Here is a 17,380-nt window from a genome sequence, read left to right on the forward strand (position 1 = left end):
AAGTCACTGCCTGATGGAACATACAATGTTACAATAACAAGTGTGCAAAAGGATGGCCTGTCATCATCTGGTTATACTACAATGAACATAGATAATTCAGCGGTTTCATTGAAGAGCAAAGCATTAATGGATTCATACTATGGATACATAGCAATAGCGCTTGCTGTAATTGCAATAATAATAGGAATAGTTGCAATAGTAATAAAAAGGAAATAATTTTATTTAAATAATTTATTATATAATTTATTAATAACCATTTATGAACAGAATTATATTTGCGCTTGATGTTTATGATTATAATGAGGCTTTAAGCTTATCAAGGGAGCTTTCAAATGATGTCTTTGCGATAAAGGTAAACTGGCCGCTTGTTATGAACAACGGCATATCAATAGTTAAAGAGATATCAAGGTATTCAAATGTTATATGTGATTTCAAGATAGCGGATATAGACAACACAAACAGGCTTATAACTGAAAAGGCCAGGGAAAACAATGCCTGGGGGATTATAACACATTCATTTACAGGCAGAAGGAGCCTAAAGGCTGTTGTTTCTGCTGCCGGTGACATGAAGGTCTTTTCCCTTGTTTCAATGTCCCAGGAATCATTCATAGATAATTACACGGACGATCTTGTTAAAATGTCCATGGAGGAAAATGTTTACGGCCTTGTTGCTCCTGGAAACAGAATAGATATTTTAAGACATATAAGATCAATGTCAGGTGATCTTAAAATAATAGCGCCTGGCATAGGTGCCCAGGGTGGAGGCATAACCGATGCAATCATGGCCGGTGCAGATTATGTAATAATAGGCAGATCAATATACAGTGATCCGGAGCCATTAAAAAAGGTTAAAAGTTTAAATGAAATTTTAGGTGATGATTAAATACTTTGTTTGTTATATATATTTATGTACATAGCAACGTTGAATTTTTCAGGTGTAATAAATGGAGGTTCCATATCAAGATATTTACCGGTCTTTGATTATATAAAATCAAAGAAGAAGATTGCCGGCCTAATATTAATCATAAATTCCGGTGGTGGCGATGCAAACGCAACCGAGATATTATACAATAAGCTCCTGGATGTTTCAAAAAGCAAGCCTGTTTATGCACTGATAGAGGGTATAGGCGCCTCCGGTGCATACTGGCTTGCCTGTGCAGCAAGGAAGATCTATGCAATGTCCACATCGATAGTCGGATCTATAGGTGTTATATCAATATCACCTGATGTATCTGATTTCCTTGAAAACCTTGGAATAAAAATGAGGATAAACAAGATAGGAAAGTACAAGGATATTAACTCGCCGTTCAGGCACATGAACGAGGATGAAAATGAGATATTTAAAGAGCTTTTAAATGACGTTTTCCTGAGATTCAGGGAAGAGGTAAAAAAAAGAAGGAATCTAACAGATGATGAGATAAACGATACCGCAACAGGCCTTGTATTCTCTGCCAGGCAGGGACTTGAAAGGAAGTTAATAGATGGCATCGGCACCTTTGATACAGTATTAAACGCGATAAAAAATGATAATAACATAAAAACAGCAAAGATAAAAAATCTAACGCCAAGGAAGCCATTTGTTCAAAGAATTACAGGGATGGCCTTTGATGCATTCTTTGATAAGATTTTTAATAGTTAATGCAATAATCTAAAATGGATTTTAGAAATAAAAAATCTATTTACATACTGCTTGCAGGCAGCACTGAAATATCATTGATTCCAGGGATATCAGCGGCAGGTGCATCGCCAGGGGCAACATTGATGACGCCTGTTCTTGATTCAGAGATAATATACTCCGGGAAATGCCTTTCAATGGATGTAATACCCATGACCGATAATGGAATACCAACACCGGCAATTATAACCAGGGCATGCAATGTATTATCAAATGTAAAAGTGCTTATTGTTGATTCAGGATTTTATAAAAGCCCAGAAATACCGTTTTTTTACACAGGCCTTGGCCCGGCAAAAAATCCTGTAATGGAAACTGCCCTTCCAAGGTTCAATGAAGCCTTGGATTTTGGTTCCTATCTCGGGGATTTAATAGATGGCCTTTATGACAATATAATACTTGCAGAGAGTATACCAGGCGGCACAACAACAGCATACATTGTATTGAATGCACTTGGTTATAATTACATGACAAGCTCATCAATGAGGCAAAATCCTATGGAAATGAAGAGAGATTTAATGGAAAGATCCTTTAAAAGGGTATACAGGAATGAACCAATGGATGCTGTAAAAGAATACGGCGACTACATGATGGCCATGGCAATCGGCATGAGCCGTTCGGTAAAAAAATCAGATTTAATATACGCTGGCGGCACCCAAATGATAACGGTCCAGCTTCTTGATTATTTAATAAATAAGAAGAAAAGATTGGTTTACTCAACAAAGTATGTCTACAATGATGCCATGAATCTTATAAATAGCATATCGCTCAATTTTGAGTATTCGTCACCGGATTTCTCAGGAATAAAAGGACTGGAATACTATGAAAATGGATTTGTAAAGGAGGGTACAGGTTTTGGCGCTGCCTTTGCACTGGCCTCTATTTACGGAACAGAGAACGTTTATAAATCAATAATCAACGTTTATAATTCATTCCTGCGGTTTTGATTCCCTTATTTTTTCTTCTATTTCCTTAAAGATTCTCTCAGAATCTGGTATATCCTTTATTAGATAATTACCGCTCCTTGTTATTATATATATCGACATTAAACCAAAGCGCCTTTGAAGGAAGCCGCTGTTTGTAAAAATTTCATCTATATTTTTATACTTTATCTGCCTTGATCTAAAGAAATTTCTTATGTAAAGAAAATCATCGTTTAAATCAACCTTTACGCTCATTTTGTATAAAAGGTAAAATGCGGCTGATAAATAGACAATGCCAAGAAATATTAAATAATTAAGTATGTTTTTATAGCTTATTTCAAGGAACAGTGAAAAAATAAGAACAAGTATTGTTATTTTTATCAGTGTTTTTTCAATCATGAACTTCCATAGAGCCAGCATAAAACCTTTACACCATCTGAATCAATAAAACCGGGCTCCTGGGTTTTGCATATATCCATAACAAAGGGGCACCTGTCACTGAACCTGCAGCCTGCCGGCAGATTTATTAAGCTTGGCACACCACCCGTTGGCGATTTTAATTCTTTTGTTTCAAATGATGGAACCGAAGATAGAAGCAGCTGCGTGTATGGATGCTTTGGATTCTCTATAACCTTTTTTGTATCACCGTATTCAACAATTTTCCCTGCATATATAACGGCAATTTTATCAGATATGTATTTTGCAACGCCTATATTATGCGTTATAAATATGTAAGTAAGATTATACTCCTTTTGAAGATCTATTAAAAGATTTAATATCTGTGCCTGTATTGATTCATCAAGGGCCGATGTTGGCTCGTCAAGCACTATTAACTCCGGCCTCTTTATTATTGCCCTGGCTATTGCAACCCTCTGAACCTGACCACCGGAAAGCTCCTTTGGCTCCTTGTTTCCTATTTCATCGTAATCAAGACCAACGTTTTTAAGCATCTGCCTTACCTGGTCTGCATCAAAATGGCCAAGCGGCTCTGAAACAAGGGATTTAATCTTCATTCTTGGATTTACCGAAACTGCCGGATTCTGAAAGACCATTGATGTCTTTTTTCTTACCTCGTTGATGTTCTTTTTTGAAACCTCAATGTTTTCAAAGTAGATCTTTCCATCTGTTGGCTCCTCTATGGTCGATATTAATTTTCCCATGGTTGTTTTTCCTGATCCGGATTCGCCGACAACGGCCAGTATCGTTCCCTTCTCAACGCTTATCGAAACGTTATCCAGGGCCTTAACGTATATGGGCTTCTTGCCAAAAAGCCTGTCCAGAATCTGTATCTTCTCGGCAAGATAGTACTTTTTAATATTCTCTAGTGAAAGTATATCACTCATATAACCAGCACCTTATCCTTGAATTGCCTTTGGAAACAATCAAATCTGGTTCCATCTCCCTGCATTTGTCAAAGGCCTTTTCACACCTTGGGTTGAACTTGCAGCCAGCAGGAAGATTAAAAAATGATGGTGGCGACCCTGATATGTAATAAAGCTTTGTTTCAGTTTTATACTTTGTTGGAACGCTAAGCAGAAGCGCTATTGTATAAGGATGCTTTGGATTCTTTATAATCTCCTCGGAATCATTGAGCTCCATTATCCTGCCTGCATACATAACCATGATCCTGTTTGATATTGAATATGCCAGACTCAGATCATGCGTTATGAATATTATTGACATCTTGTAATCCCTGTTAAGCTCCTTTAAAAGGTTTATAACCTGTGCCTGTATTGTCACATCCAGCGCCGTTGTTGGCTCATCGGCTATTAAAAGCTTTGGTCTTAGTATTAATGCCATGGATATAACTATCCTCTGAACCTGACCACCGGAAAGCTCATGTGGATATCTTTTCATAATCTTTTCAGGGTCAGGGAGCCTCATGGCCCTTAATGTATCTATGACCAATCTTTCCATGGCCTCCTCATCAAGGTTTTCGTTTGATCTGTCATTTCTTACCCTGGCAGCCTCCATTAACTGGTATCCAACAGTCTTTACCGGATTTAGGCTGTTAAGCGGGTTCTGGAAGATCATAAATATCGTTGTACCACGCATGTTTGTTATCTCTGATTCGCTCATTGGAACGATGTCCTTTCCATCAACGATGACTGAACCGGTTTCTATTGCAGATGGCGGTAGAAGCTTTGTAATTGCACCGCCCAGCGTGCTCTTTCCTGATCCTGATTCTCCAACTATTGATATTATATCACCTGTGTCCATTGATAATTCAAAATTATTAAGCACGTTTGAAATACCGTTAACAGTCTTATACGAAACATTAAGATTTTTTATTTCTAGAAGCATCTTAACACCTTAATAGTCTATCCTGTTATTAATTATATCCTGATAGCGATCGCCAACAAGAACGAAGCCGACAACGATTAAAAGTATTGCCAGACTTGGGAATATTGAATACCACCAGTCAGCGGGCAGGTATCCAAGCCCGTTTGATGCCATCGCACCAAGCTCCGGTATCGGTGTTGTTATTCCTATACCAAGGAATGCAAGTGTTGCATATGTTAATATTACATTTCCAAAGTCAAGGGCTGCGTATGCTATAACAGGATCAACACTGTTCAGGAACAGGTATTTAATGAATAATGACACTGGATTAACGCCGTTTATCTTTGCTGCCTTTACATAGTCCATTTCCTTGACGCGCAGTGTCTGTGCACGGAAGAACCTTGCATACGTTGGCCACCAGACAATGCTTAATGCGAGTATAACAGCATCAAAGCCAGCCTTTAATGGTATTGCTATTGCTATAACGAGTATAATTGCCGGCAGTGAAAGAAATGCGTCTGTTAATCTCATTATTATGGTTTCAACCCAGCCACCAAGATATCCAGATGCTATGCCAAGAAGTGCACCTATGATAATGGCGCTGAAAACAACTATGACCGCAACGGATGCATCCTTTGGCATTGAGAAGAGCATCCTTGACAATATTGATTCGCCAAGCTCATTTGTTCCAAATATGAGCCAGAGGTGCTTTGTTGAGGGCGCTGCAAGTGAATAATTAAAATTAACCGCAAATGGATTCGATGGAAGCAGGGCATATCCCCATGCCGCCTTTCCTGGTAGTTCCGCTATGAATTCCATTATGCCCTGTATTAATGACCATAATAAAAACCAGCCAACTATTACAAGGCCGATAACTGCGGATTTATCCTTTATAAACATTCTAAGATAACCCAGAACGGGATTTTTTCTCTTAACCTTCTGTTTAAGAATGCCTGGAGTTTCATCTATCATTGTACTCTCACCCTTGGATCTATAATGCCGTATAGTATATCGGCAACAAGATTTGCTATAATTATTGAGATTGCTATTATAACCGTCGTTGATAGTATTGCTATGTAATCCAGTGAATATATCGAATGAACTATGAACCAGCCCATACCATGGTAATCAAAAACGTCCTCAACAACAACGGCACCTGCAACTGCATAACCGAAGTTTAGTGCCAGAAGCGTTACAATTGGTATTGATGCGTTTCTCAACGCTGTTCTATAAACGGCACTCCTTCTTCTTATGCCCTTCATTAACTCTAGTTTAAAGTAATCTGATTCCATGGCATCAAGCATTGAGGCCCTGGTCAATCTTGTAACTATACCAAAGCTAAGTAATGCTATTGCAATAACCGGAAGGACCATATGACGTAACATGCTGTCGAAGTATGGTATGTCGCCTGTTATAAGTGCATTAAGCAATGGGAATGGCGTAACATGTGGTGGTGCGGTAAGAACCGGGTTAACCATGCCTGTTGGTGGCAATAATCTTAAATAATAGGCAACGACAAGCTGTATTATTATTGCTATGAAAAATGGTGGGCTTGCCCACGTAACCAGGTATATACCCTTAACTGTATGATCCTGAACCTTTCTCCTGTTTGATGCACCATATGCACCTGTTATTAAACCAAGAATTGTTGCAAGTATTATTGCAGGTATAACTATTTCAAGTGTTCTTGGCAGGTACGTGCCTATTAAAACAATCTCGGGTTCATGATAAACAGGATCGTATCCTAGATTGCCGTGAAATACGTTGCCTATGTATGTAAGAACCTGCGCGTACAATGGCGCATTTAAATGATACTCCTTAATAATGGATGTTAATTCCGCCTTTGTTGCCCTGGGACCTGCATATATCTTTGCAAGAGCATACGGCGTCGGGGCTATTATATGTATAAGCAAATATACTATTGTTATTATAACAATAAGTGTAACAATAGCATATATGGCCCTTCTGACTATGTATATTATCAAATTAGTATTCATTCGGCTTTAAAATGAAAATATTGTATTTAACATTTATGAATGTACATTTTAAATAATGGAGATAAAAATGTCAATTAAATTTATATACCTGTTTATATAACGGTTTTTTAAAATTCATTTTGATAAAATAAATATAAAAATAAATGTTTATTAAATAGCAAGCAATTACCAATAAATGTATGACCCTGCTGAGAAATATTTTAACTGTACAGATATTCAAAGGGCATTCTTTGAGGCCGGCATAAAACTTGGAGCAATTTTTCATCAATACACAGGTATACCGGTAAACAGTGAAAATGCTTCAATGGCTGAAGAGTTTATAGAAAGAAGCACAATGATACAGCCTTTTGTTGAAAATGTAAGGATAAGCATTAATAATGTAAAAAGATCCAGTGGAACCTATTCATATTCATCTTTAAATGAAAAAATGCTGCATGCAGAGGTTTTAATAAACTATAATGGAAAAAAGGTGCTTGGCGTATTAAATTATGATGAGGGTCTCGATTACCCTGTAATGTATGCAAAGGAGGTTTTATAATGGTTAAGGTTGGTATAACTGGACCTGTTGGTTCAATAAAGGCTGAGGCCTTGGCAAAGATTATGGAGATGCTGGCCAATGAGGGAAAAATCATAGAGGGTTTTCTTGTTTCAGAAAAGGTTGAGCATAACAAGCTTATAAGTTATTCTGTAATGGACATACTAAGCAAGAAGAAGGCAGAATTCGCAAGGCAGGACATAGTATCAAGGGTTAAAATAGACAAGCTTGGCGTTGATACAAGGTTGCTTGAGGACATAGTTATTCCCAGCCTTGAGAGGGCAAAATCTGAGGCGGATGTTATAATAATAGATGAGCTTGGTAAAATAGAGAACACAACAAAAAATATAAAGAACACAATAGAGGATGTATTAAAGCTTGACAAAACAATAATAGTTACACTGCATAAAAAATCCAGGAACCCTGTTCTTCAGGAGTTCAGAAGCCTTGAGAGTGTCAGGGTTTTTGATATAACGCCAATAAATAAAAATATATTGCCGTTTAAGATTTTAAAGGTTATAAACGGTGAGGAAGAATCAATATAATGCCATGTAAAACATGGTGTTTTTATGATTATAAATGAGGGGAAAATAAAAATTAATGTGCCTGATAAATATTTTTTAAAAGGCCCAGGCAGGCAGATGCCCGGATTTTACAATGCCGACCAGAAATTTAACAGGGATGTAACGGTATCATTTATAAGATTCGTAAGACCCAGGCTTGCACTGGACGCATTTGGCGGCACCGGTGTCCGTGGTATAAGAATAAACGTTGAAACAGGAACAAGAACGGTTATCTCAGAAATAAATAAAAAATCATTTGAATATATAGAAAAAAACATAAATGAGAATAACGCCGATGTTGAGGCCTATAACGAGGGCTTTGAATGCGTTCTGGATAAATACCTCTTTGATTACATAGATATAGACCCATATGGATCAATAGTTCCATATATAGATAAGGCAATATCAAGAATAAGAAATCATGGATACATTGGAATTACTGCAACTGATTTAACAGCGCTTACCGGCTCCAATGTCCAAAAATTAAAAAGAAGGTACAATGCCTTTGCATTGAATGATTCATTTAGACATGAAACGGGAATAAGGATACTAATAGCCTTTTTTGTAAGGCACGCGGCTGCCATGGACAGGGGTGCATTTCCACTAATATCATTATGGCATTCACATTATTATAGAATATTTTTTAAAATAGAAAACGGATCCTTAAATGCGGATAAAGCATTATCGATGATAGGATATTACAACAAAAAGAATGGCATTTACGATTATTACAATGATGTAAACGAGGGCGAGATGTGGCTTGGCGAAATAAATAGAGATGCCTCCATGATTGATTATAAAATTGAAAGGCTTTGCCATGACGATGAATCCATTTATTTTATAGAGCTTAAGGACATATCAAGGTTCAGGAACAGTGATCAAATATCTATAAAAAGGGCATTGAAGATACTCGAGGAAAACGGCATAAATGGCTACAGAACCCAGTTTTCTGATACCGGAATAAAGGTTAAGGATAAAAAAAGTGCATTTGAATTAATTGCCTGATTTTTCCTGGACAAGGGATTTTACATCAATGCCATTATCTGAAAGGATTGCCAGCAATGCTATCTCAAAATCTATAAACTTCATTGTTTCCATTAGCTCCCTTGCCCTCATGACCGTTTCCTTTTTTGTTAAAAGGCCTGATGCCGCTGCGGTATCAAGAATTCTGTCAACCAGCGGCTTTTCCACGTCCTCTGAGAATAGTCTTTCCTCATCAATTGAAAAGTCAAGCGGCACAATAATGCCCGATGTGCTAAAGTTCGGTATATAGTAATCTCCGTTTTTTATAAGCAGCTTTTCAGCCTCGCATTCATTTAAGAACCTGGTAACTGTATCAGGCCTTAAAAGGTGATTTTTATATGACAATGAATTTATAAAATCGTTCTTTGAATATTTTTCCTGTTTTTTAACTGCAACTATTGCTATTAACTTTCTTGCCCAGTCCTTGTTCATCCTTTCACCATTAGTTTTTCAGATAATTCCCTTAAAACCTTATCAACCTTTTCATATATTGATGAATCACCGCGGCCTGAGACCTCAAGCTCTATGCCAGGCTTTGAGAACTCTATTCCATATGGATGTGATTTTATGTAAAGATCCGGATTGTTCTTTGCATACTCCTTTATTAATGGCGCTGCAATGCTTTCCAGTACACCATCAAGTCTTAGCGACTTATCATAGTAAACGTAGCCTGGAACCTTTATCCTTTCCTGAACGTTTTCAAATATGGATTCGACCTCCCTTGGAACGCCTGGAAGTATTATAATATCCTTATTGTTAATATTTACAAGGACCCCGGGTGCCGTTCCGGCATCGTTCCTTATTGGTATGCTGTTCTCCGGTATCATGGCCATCTTCTCACGCTCCGGCGTCATATTATCAAACTTTTCTTTTATCATTTCCAGGGCATCATTATTCAATGTTAATTTTAAATTAAAGGCCTTTGAAAATGATAATAATGTCATATCATCATATGTCGGCCCAAGGCCGCCGGATGAGACAACGAGATCGGATGATTCAATGGCAGACTTAAATGCATTTCCTATTTCTTCGATATCATCCTTTACAATGATGCCGCGCAGGACATCATAGCCAAGATATGTCAGCTTCCTGGCTATGTACGTAAAATTTGTGTTTAATGTTCTGCCGCTTAATATCTCGTTTCCAATTGTTATTATAACCGCCTTTTTCATTTAAATCACATATTCTTAAAGAATGAATCGTATATATTTGATTCCTTGTCTGTTTCGCTTTTATCCTCGGCAAGCTTCATTATCTTTTGCTTATTTAGATACCATTGATTTATCCTCCATGTTTTACCCTTTACAATGTTAACCTCCTCACGAACAGTTGAAACTATGCCGTATTCCTCAAGATTGTAAAAAACATCCCTTTCAGGTGGTGATAAAACATTATCAAGGACATAGTCATCATATCCAAAGAATGCAAGTATAAAATCGCAGAGATCATCTATGTCCTTATCATTCATACCGTTTTTCCCATATGTATTTTTCAATGCCCTTATTAAGGTATCTCTACTTATACCCATCTAAAACGAATTTTTTTATGGTTATTAAATATTATGATAAATAGTAAAAAATCTGTAAAAAATTTATCTATTGGCTCATGCCTTTATTTTTATTACTTCAAGCCTTGTGTTTTCTATTGCACTTATCCTTGAAGATGATTTTATTTCCAGGGCATAATCGCTTGTGTAAAATTCAGACCTATCATTTATTGTTCCACGGCCGTCAATGAATCTTATAAGTGCGTATGGTTCAGATACATTAACCGTTTCACCGGCCTTTATAAAATATTCATGAACAAGTTTTTTATCATCCTCGAAGATGCATTTTATATATCCCCATTCACGATCCTCTCTATTTATGTATTCCAGTCTCAGCGTTTCAAGATCCTTTTCACTGTCGACACCCACCCAGAAGGCCTTCTCCTTGTATGCGCCTATCAGGCCCTGCCTTGCAAGCTCCGGAAATATCGTTACCTCTATGTCCTTTCCATTGTAATCTTTATAGAAATAATCTATGATGTTCTCCTTGATTAAATATATACCAGCATTTATATAATAATTAAGATATGGTTTCTCCTTGAAGTTTATAACCTTATCAAGAAGAGTGTCAACGATTCCATATGGGCTTCTCATCTCGGTAACAAACATTGTCATTCCATAATTATTATGTAATGAAAAATTAACGAATTCCTTGAAGTTTATATCTGTAACAATGTCACCATTTCTAAGCACAATATCATCAGTAACCTCATTTGCCAGGTTTCTCAATGAATACAATGTTCCTAAAGGCTTTTCCTCCTTAAGATAATATAAATTCAGACCGTTATAATGATTTCCATAGCGTTCCTCGATTTTTTCGCCAAGATGACCTGATAATATGTATATATCGCTAATGCCCATGACCTTAAAGTCAAAAAGCTGCCTGTCCATTATTGTATAACCAGGCTTTATCTCGACAAGTGACTTTGGAAGCTTATCTGTAAGTGGCTTTAATCTTTTGCCGTAACCGCCGGCAAGTATAGCACCGATCATGTCAGTTTAATATAAAATGAATATTAATAATTTTACCATCATATTTTATAAAGATTATATATTTTAAATTGATATAGAAGGGCCCGAGTGGGGTAACTTGGATATCCTGAAGGCCTGCGGAGCCTAAGATCCGGGTTCAAATCCCGGCCCGGGCATAAATACCCTATTATTAAAATAAGATTTTAACATTTAAAGGCCAGATTATAAAACAAATTTATGTTCAATTTAAATATTTATAATTATTGTTTATAATCAGTGCCGGATAAAATTAATATATACCCTTTAAAAAATATAATATACGTTTTTACTTTGTTATTATCATGAAGATGGACATGAACGTTTTTCATGATCTTGGCCTTGAGGAGGTAAACTCCGGTGTTTACGATGGTGAATGGGCAAGGCCATCAGGCAAAATGATTGATGTGAAAAGCCCAATAGACGGAAGCTATATTGCAAGGGTATCAATGGCAACAGAATCAGATTACGAAAGAATAATTTCAAGGGCCGTTGAGGAATTCAAAAAATGGAGGATGATTCCGGCTCCAAAACGTGGAATTATAATAAAGGAGATAGGTGATGAGCTTAGAAAGGAAAAGAAGAATCTTGGAAAAATAGTAACCATGGAGGTTGGCAAAACAGCATCCGAGGGCGAGGGCGAAATACAGGAAATGATCGATGTATCAGATCTTGCCCTTGGGTTATCAAGACAGCTCTATGGCCTAACCATAGCAAGCGAGAGGCCATATCACAGGATGTATGAACAATGGATTCCACTTGGGCCTGTTGCGGTGATATCATCATTTAATTTTCCAGCATCAGTATGGTCGTGGAACGCATTTATAGCGGCCGTTGACGGTGATGTTGTTATATGGAAGCCATCGTCAAAGGCTGCCCTGACAGCTGTTGCGGTGATGAGGGTAATAGAAAGGGTTTTAAAAAGAAACAATGCACCAAATATATTTTTCTTAATGGTAAGTCCTGGCCATGATGGCGGTGAATGGATAGCCAATGATAAAAGAATACCATTGGTGTCTTTCACGGGTTCTGTTGCCGTTGGTAAAAAGATATCTGAAAACGTTGCAAAACGTCTTGGCAAAACCATACTTGAGCTCGGCGGAAACAATGGTGCCATAGTCTCTGATAAATCAGATATTAATATTGCATTAAGGGGCGTTGTCTTTGGTGCACTTGCAACGGCAGGCCAGAGATGCACAACAACAAGGCGTGTTATTGTTCAGGAAAACATCTATGATGATTTCCTTGAGAGGCTAAAAAATGCCTATTCCACGATAAAGGTTGGCGATCCCAGGGATAAGGGCGTCCTTGTTGGCCCGCTTATAGATGAGGATGCGGTAAAAAACTATGAAAGGGCAATAGAAACCGCCATAAAGCAGGGAGGGAAACTTGTATTTGGTGGCAGAAGAATAAAAATAAGCGGATGCGAAAACGGGCATTATGTCATGCCAGCAATAATAGAGGCAAAACCTGATATGGCAATAGTTAGCGAGGAGACCTTCGCACCGATATTATATGTAATGAAGTACAAGAACATAGAGGAGGCAATAGAGATACATAATTCTGTTCCCCAGGGGCTATCATCATCGATATTCACTAATGACCTGCGCGAGGAGGAGGCTTTTCTCTCAGCATACGGTTCTGACTGCGGGCTTGCAAATGTTAATACAAGCACTGCCGGTGCTGAGATCGGTGGTGCCTTCGGCGGTGAGAAGGACACCGGCGGCGGCAGGGAAAGTGGAAGCGATGCCTGGAAGTACTACATGAGAAGGCAGACCGTTACAAAGAACTGGGGAAAAACATTGCCGCTTGCCCAGGACGTTGTCTTTGACTTTTAAATTAAGATTGATTTAAATATTTATATATTTTTAAAATAATAACTTTAATGCACTCTTATTAAAAATGATGCCATAAATAAAATTAATAATAGATATAAAGATACATGGTCAATGGATGCCATTGATTTTGTTAAAAAGAACACAGAGGAAATAGTAACAATGGATGAGGCATTTAAAGCCCTGAATAACAATCCAAAAGGTTATATAGGATTCGAGCCATCAGGCAATCCACATCTTGGGACATGCCTGCTGCTGGCAAACAAAATAAATGACATGGTAAATGCCGGAATAAAAATGACTGTTTTGCTTGCAGACTGGCATGCAATGGTTAATGATAAACTAAACGGCGACCTAAATGAAATAAGAAAGAGCGGTGAGCTCTTTAAAAGGGCATGGCTCGCCGCTGGTTTAAACAGTAATGTTAAATTTGTATGGGCATCTGAACTTGTTGAAAAATCAGATTACTGGTCTCTTCTTTTAAAGGTTGCAAAGAATGCATCGCTTTTAAGGATAAGAAGATCGCTGCCTATAATGGGCAGAAGTGAGGAGGATGCAGACAGAGATTTCAGCAAATACATATACCCGCTGATGCAGGTCACTGATATATTCTACCTTGATGTTGATTTTGCCCTTGGCGGCATGGATCAGAGACACGCACACATGCTGGCCAGGGATATAGCAGAGAGGATGAATATAAAAAAGCCCGTGTCTGTCCACACGCCATTGCTTTCAAGTTTGAAGGGCTCAGGGCGCATGGATTCATTTAAAAAGATGTCAAAGAGTGAGCCGGACTCTGCAATATTCATGACAGATTCTAATGACGATATAAAAAGAAAGATAAAAAACGCATACTGCCCCATGAAGGAAGTTAATGGCAATCCAGTAATAGATATATTAAAATACATAATCTTCCCATATTACAATGATAGAATAAGCATAAAAAGACCTGAAAGCAAGGGTGGGCCCGTTGATGTTGATATGGATTCATTAACAAGAATGTACATTTCCGGTGAGATACATCCTGTCGATCTTAAAAATGCTGTTGGCGAGCTATTGTGCGATATAATAGGTCCTGTAAGGGAAAAGCTTACCGGTGATTAGATGCCATGGGTGCCTATAAAGGGTGTTGAAAAGAGCATTTATTCGATGTGCATGAAGTTGAATGATGGCTATACTGTAACGCTTAAGAGCTTTAAAAAGGACAGAATAGTTTCAATAAAAAGATGCAATGATAATTTTCATATAAACGTTGACGGCTTTGTTAAAAATGATTACAATGTAAACGCTGATGATTTAAAAAGAATTCTTAAAGACCTCATCAATGAGGAATTCCCGAGGAGCCATCAGGTCATGGTTTCAGTCCATAAGGATTAAAAGAACCTGTCAAGGCTTGACTGATGATCTTTTTTATAATTCCTTGATATTTTCTCCAGGGTCTCGTTTACCCTTGATTCTGAGAAATTATGCTTCCCGCAGAGAAAATCAATTATACCATCGAAATCGGGTTCATTGAATTTTATTTCATAATCGTTATGTGGTGGGTTCATAAAGAACTCTATTATCTCATCAAGGTTATCTATACCTATATTTTTTATTTTTATAACGCTGTATATATCGTTATATTTTTTTATCAATGAAAGCGCTGTTTTTGCACCTATGCCCTTTACACCTGGGTTGAAATCCGTTCCTGTTAATATGCCTATGTATATAAGCTGCTCCCTGGATATTCCCAGATTGCTTAAATTCTCATTTAAATCTATAATCTCTGGATTAACATTTATGGTTCTTGATGTTCCCGCTATCCTTCTTCTTCCGTATACAGTAAAATTCCTTAAGATGCGTTTTGCACCGAACAATAGGCAGTCATAGTCCTGGGAAACAACGGCATTTACATCGCCCTTTAATGTCATGTACGATGCCTGTGCCTCACCCTCTGATGGCGCCTGCACGTATGGAAGACCCATAAGATTTAGTAAAGTTTTTGATTCATTTACAATATCATCTGTTATGTAATTTATCCTTGATGACAGTGACCTTATTTTTGCATCATCATTGCTTGCAATGGCCTCCTCAAGTTTCATAATATTTTTTTCCTTGATTAATGATCTTTCCCTTAATGTCTCGGATTTTAAATGAAATGGCTTTCCATCGAAGACATAGACCGGTTTTATATTATTTTCCAGAAGATTTGATGTCCTGTAGAATATACCTGATAGATGCGATGTTATGTTTCCATTTGAATCCTTTAACGGCTCGCCATCATCACCGCGGATGCTGCTCAGGAACTGGTATATAATATTATATGCATCCACTGAAACTATTGATCCGGAATTGTCCTTTAAACTCGTTTCATGCTTTATTAATATAGATGATAGATTTACCCCCATGGTATCACTCGCATGATATTCCGCTGTCATTTATTATAAATGTTGTATATAAGCCTTCTTTAATGGACCTGTGCTTTACTATCTCAATTCTTCTTTTATTATTTATCTTTTCCAGCTTGTATATGGCCTTCATTGAATGGTCTATAAAAAAGCCACCAAAGGGCTCAAGGCTTTTTTTGTCTATGTCCTCATAGATTTGATTTGTCAAAAGCACGGGTATGTTATACCTAACTGCTATATTATTTAACATGCCAAGCTCCTTTTCAAAGCCAGACATCCTTGATGATATGTCATTTCCCTTTTCTATTCTAAAAAAGCTTGTCAGTGAATCAAGTATTAAAAGTGAATAATTCTTTTCCTTCATGAGTTTTTCTGATCTTATTATTGCAAGATCCTGGTCATCTATTGATGATGCCCTGAATAGAACCATGTTTTTGTAAAGACTTTTATCAGGGCATACCTGTGAGAACCTTTCGGTTGAAAAGCCCTCTGTATCTATGTAAATAACACGTTTCCCTGATAATAGGACAGATCTTGCAAAGATCATTGATATATTGGTTTTCCCTGAACCGCCCTGGCCATAGATCTCGGTAATAATCCCGGGCTCAAGACCGCCATTCATAAGCTCATCGATGCATTTAACGTTGCTGGGAAGCTTTTCTGGAATGTCCTCAAGATTGATTTTTTCCATTATTTCTAAATCATAGGATCTAAAAAAAGCTTTTCTTATTAATTATTTATCTGGTGTGCTCACAGGTGCAAGAACGCTGAGACCACCGTCAACGTATATTGATGACCCGGTTATAAATGATGATTCATCTGATGCAAGAAATGCAACAACGGATGCAACCTCATCAGGCCTGCCTATGCGCCTCATTGGATAGAGATTGCCCCATTCAAGCTTCTTTCTTGCTATCTTTTCCGGGTCTTTTCCAACCTCAAGCATTGCAGCCATATCAACAAGTGGTGTATCTATTGTTCCTGGAAGAACTGCATTGCACCTTATCGCTGGTGCATAATCAACGGCAATGCTCTTTGTTATTCCTATTATTGCATGTTTTGATGTTACGTATGCCGCTGCGTTTCTGGTAACAATATTGGCCTGAACAGATGATACATTTACAATTGAGCCTGTTTTCATGTGTTTTATTACCTCCCTTGATACATAAAATACACTGTTCATGTTTGTGTTTATTATCTCATTCCATGTCCCTGAATCTGTTTTTCCAAGGCTGGCATATTTTTCAATGCCGGCGTTGTTAACAAGTACATCTATATTCCCGCACTGTGACGATATCTCATTTATTGTATTGTAAACTTCATCCTCATTTGAAACGTCGCATTTTAGATATTTTACTTTATTTATCATTTTTTCAGGCATGCTTCTAGATATCGAAAAGACATTTGAACCCTCATCAATAAATCTTGATACTATTGCAGCACCAATGCCCTTTGAACCACCTGTTACTATAACATTTTTATTTTTAAGGCCGCGCATAAAACATTATAAAATGGAATTTTAAAAGTTTTATTTAAAGGTGATTTTTATATAATCTCAGCGTGATATTTTAATACATTTAATAAATTACAGATCGTAAATCAGTG

22 protein-coding genes and 1 tRNA gene are annotated in these 17,380 nt (G+C 37.4%); 11 read left to right on the forward strand and 12 right to left on the reverse strand.

What is annotated here, in order from left to right:
- The 4 genes from B8780_RS08180 to B8780_RS07445 form a co-directional block, all read left to right on the forward strand.
- Positions 1-216, forward strand: a 216-nt coding sequence (locus B8780_RS08180) for a hypothetical protein (protein ID WP_161939703.1), incomplete at its 5' end; no start/stop codon positions are given.
- A gap of 43 nt (positions 217-259) precedes the next feature.
- Positions 260-883, forward strand: coding sequence for an orotidine-5'-phosphate decarboxylase (gene pyrF, locus B8780_RS07435; protein WP_084273231.1), 624 nt, complete (start codon positions 260-262; stop codon positions 881-883).
- A gap of 24 nt (positions 884-907) precedes the next feature.
- Complete coding sequence (gene sppA, locus B8780_RS07440; RefSeq protein ID WP_084273232.1) at positions 908-1,639, forward strand: signal peptide peptidase SppA; 732 nt, start codon at positions 908-910, stop codon at positions 1,637-1,639.
- Between the two features lie 14 nt (positions 1,640-1,653).
- Entirely contained in the window at positions 1,654-2,619 is a 966-nt protein-coding gene (locus B8780_RS07445) for a nicotinate-nucleotide--dimethylbenzimidazole phosphoribosyltransferase (protein ID WP_084273233.1), read from the forward strand.
- On the opposite strand, the gene B8780_RS07450 is transcribed toward B8780_RS07445, so the two are convergent.
- The 5 genes from B8780_RS07450 to B8780_RS07470 form a co-directional block, all read right to left on the reverse strand.
- On the reverse strand, positions 2,602-3,015 hold the full coding sequence (locus B8780_RS07450) for a PH domain-containing protein (RefSeq protein ID WP_084273234.1): 414 nt from the start codon (positions 3,013-3,015) through the stop codon (positions 2,602-2,604). The two genes, B8780_RS07445 and B8780_RS07450, sit on opposite strands and share 18 nt — an antisense overlap.
- Entirely contained in the window at positions 2,991-3,938 is a 948-nt protein-coding gene (locus B8780_RS07455) for an ABC transporter ATP-binding protein (RefSeq protein WP_011177015.1), read from the reverse strand. The genes B8780_RS07450 and B8780_RS07455 overlap by 25 nt, the downstream gene beginning before the upstream one ends.
- Positions 3,931-4,899, reverse strand: a complete 969-nt coding sequence (locus tag B8780_RS07460) for an ABC transporter ATP-binding protein (protein WP_084273235.1) — start codon at positions 4,897-4,899, stop codon at positions 3,931-3,933. The genes B8780_RS07455 and B8780_RS07460 overlap by 8 nt, the downstream gene beginning before the upstream one ends.
- A gap of 9 nt (positions 4,900-4,908) precedes the next feature.
- Entirely contained in the window at positions 4,909-5,778 is an 870-nt protein-coding gene (locus B8780_RS07465; protein ID WP_048059552.1) for an ABC transporter permease, read from the reverse strand.
- A 68-nt stretch (positions 5,779-5,846) separates the two neighbouring features.
- On the reverse strand, positions 5,847-6,875 hold the full coding sequence (locus B8780_RS07470; RefSeq protein ID WP_011177018.1) for an ABC transporter permease: 1,029 nt from the start codon (positions 6,873-6,875) through the stop codon (positions 5,847-5,849).
- Between the two features lie 175 nt (positions 6,876-7,050).
- Between B8780_RS07470 and B8780_RS07475 the strand changes: the two genes are divergently transcribed.
- The 3 genes from B8780_RS07475 to B8780_RS07485 are packed head-to-tail and all read left to right on the forward strand — an operon-like array spanning position 7,051 to position 8,978.
- Positions 7,051-7,413, forward strand: a complete 363-nt coding sequence (locus B8780_RS07475) for a dihydroneopterin aldolase family protein (RefSeq protein ID WP_011177019.1) — start codon at positions 7,051-7,053, stop codon at positions 7,411-7,413.
- A complete protein-coding gene (locus tag B8780_RS07480; RefSeq protein ID WP_084273236.1) occupies positions 7,413-7,955 on the forward strand; it encodes an NTPase in 543 nt (180 codons plus the stop codon). The genes B8780_RS07475 and B8780_RS07480 overlap by 1 nt, the downstream gene beginning before the upstream one ends.
- Before the next feature lie 24 nt (positions 7,956-7,979).
- Positions 7,980-8,978, forward strand: a complete 999-nt coding sequence (locus B8780_RS07485; RefSeq protein ID WP_011177021.1) for a tRNA (guanine(26)-N(2))-dimethyltransferase — start codon at positions 7,980-7,982, stop codon at positions 8,976-8,978.
- On the opposite strand, the gene B8780_RS07490 is transcribed toward B8780_RS07485, so the two are convergent.
- From B8780_RS07490 to B8780_RS07505, 4 genes are all read right to left on the reverse strand, one after another.
- The gene (locus B8780_RS07490) at positions 8,967-9,428 is read right to left on the reverse strand and encodes a DUF2240 family protein (RefSeq protein WP_011177022.1); all 462 of its coding nucleotides are present in this window, start codon (positions 9,426-9,428) and stop codon (positions 8,967-8,969) included. The two genes, B8780_RS07485 and B8780_RS07490, sit on opposite strands and share 12 nt — an antisense overlap.
- Positions 9,425-10,168, reverse strand: coding sequence for a nicotinamide mononucleotide deamidase-related protein (locus B8780_RS07495; protein WP_084273237.1), 744 nt, complete (start codon positions 10,166-10,168; stop codon positions 9,425-9,427). The genes B8780_RS07490 and B8780_RS07495 overlap by 4 nt, the downstream gene beginning before the upstream one ends.
- A gap of 5 nt (positions 10,169-10,173) precedes the next feature.
- On the reverse strand, positions 10,174-10,524 hold the full coding sequence (locus tag B8780_RS07500; RefSeq protein WP_011177024.1) for a DUF6015 family protein: 351 nt from the start codon (positions 10,522-10,524) through the stop codon (positions 10,174-10,176).
- A gap of 75 nt (positions 10,525-10,599) precedes the next feature.
- Positions 10,600-11,535 (reverse strand): nucleotidyltransferase family protein, encoded by a 936-nt coding sequence (locus B8780_RS07505; protein WP_011177025.1) that lies wholly within the window; start codon positions 11,533-11,535, stop codon positions 10,600-10,602.
- An 81-nt stretch (positions 11,536-11,616) separates the two neighbouring features.
- On the opposite strand from B8780_RS07505, the gene B8780_RS07510 reads away from it, so the two are divergent.
- From B8780_RS07510 to B8780_RS07525, 4 genes are all read left to right on the forward strand, one after another.
- Positions 11,617-11,690, forward strand: a tRNA-Arg gene (locus B8780_RS07510).
- Positions 11,691-11,855: 165 nt separating this feature from the next.
- Positions 11,856-13,388, forward strand: a complete 1,533-nt coding sequence (gene amaB, locus B8780_RS07515) for an L-piperidine-6-carboxylate dehydrogenase (RefSeq protein ID WP_084273238.1) — start codon at positions 11,856-11,858, stop codon at positions 13,386-13,388.
- Between the two features lie 111 nt (positions 13,389-13,499).
- A complete protein-coding gene (locus tag B8780_RS07520) occupies positions 13,500-14,489 on the forward strand; it encodes a tyrosine--tRNA ligase (RefSeq protein WP_084273239.1) in 990 nt (329 codons plus the stop codon).
- A complete protein-coding gene (locus tag B8780_RS07525; protein WP_011177028.1) occupies positions 14,490-14,762 on the forward strand; it encodes a hypothetical protein in 273 nt (90 codons plus the stop codon).
- Here B8780_RS07525 and fen read toward each other — a convergent pair.
- Genes fen through B8780_RS07540 form a run of 3 tightly spaced genes read right to left on the reverse strand, consistent with a single transcriptional unit; the run spans position 14,759 to position 17,273 of the window.
- Positions 14,759-15,775 (reverse strand): flap endonuclease-1, encoded by a 1,017-nt coding sequence (gene fen, locus B8780_RS07530; RefSeq protein WP_011177029.1) that lies wholly within the window; start codon positions 15,773-15,775, stop codon positions 14,759-14,761. The genes B8780_RS07525 and fen overlap by 4 nt on opposite strands.
- A gap of 4 nt (positions 15,776-15,779) precedes the next feature.
- Positions 15,780-16,466: a DNA repair and recombination protein RadB gene (radB, locus tag B8780_RS07535; protein ID WP_084273240.1), complete on the reverse strand. Its 687-nt coding sequence runs from the start codon at positions 16,464-16,466 to the stop codon at positions 15,780-15,782.
- Between the two features lie 42 nt (positions 16,467-16,508).
- A complete protein-coding gene (locus tag B8780_RS07540; protein ID WP_084273241.1) occupies positions 16,509-17,273 on the reverse strand; it encodes an SDR family oxidoreductase in 765 nt (254 codons plus the stop codon).
- Between the last annotated feature and the right edge of the window lie 107 nt (positions 17,274-17,380).

Source organism: Picrophilus oshimae DSM 9789, from assembly GCF_900176435.1.
GTDB lineage: Archaea > Thermoplasmatota > Thermoplasmata > Thermoplasmatales > Thermoplasmataceae > Picrophilus > Picrophilus oshimae.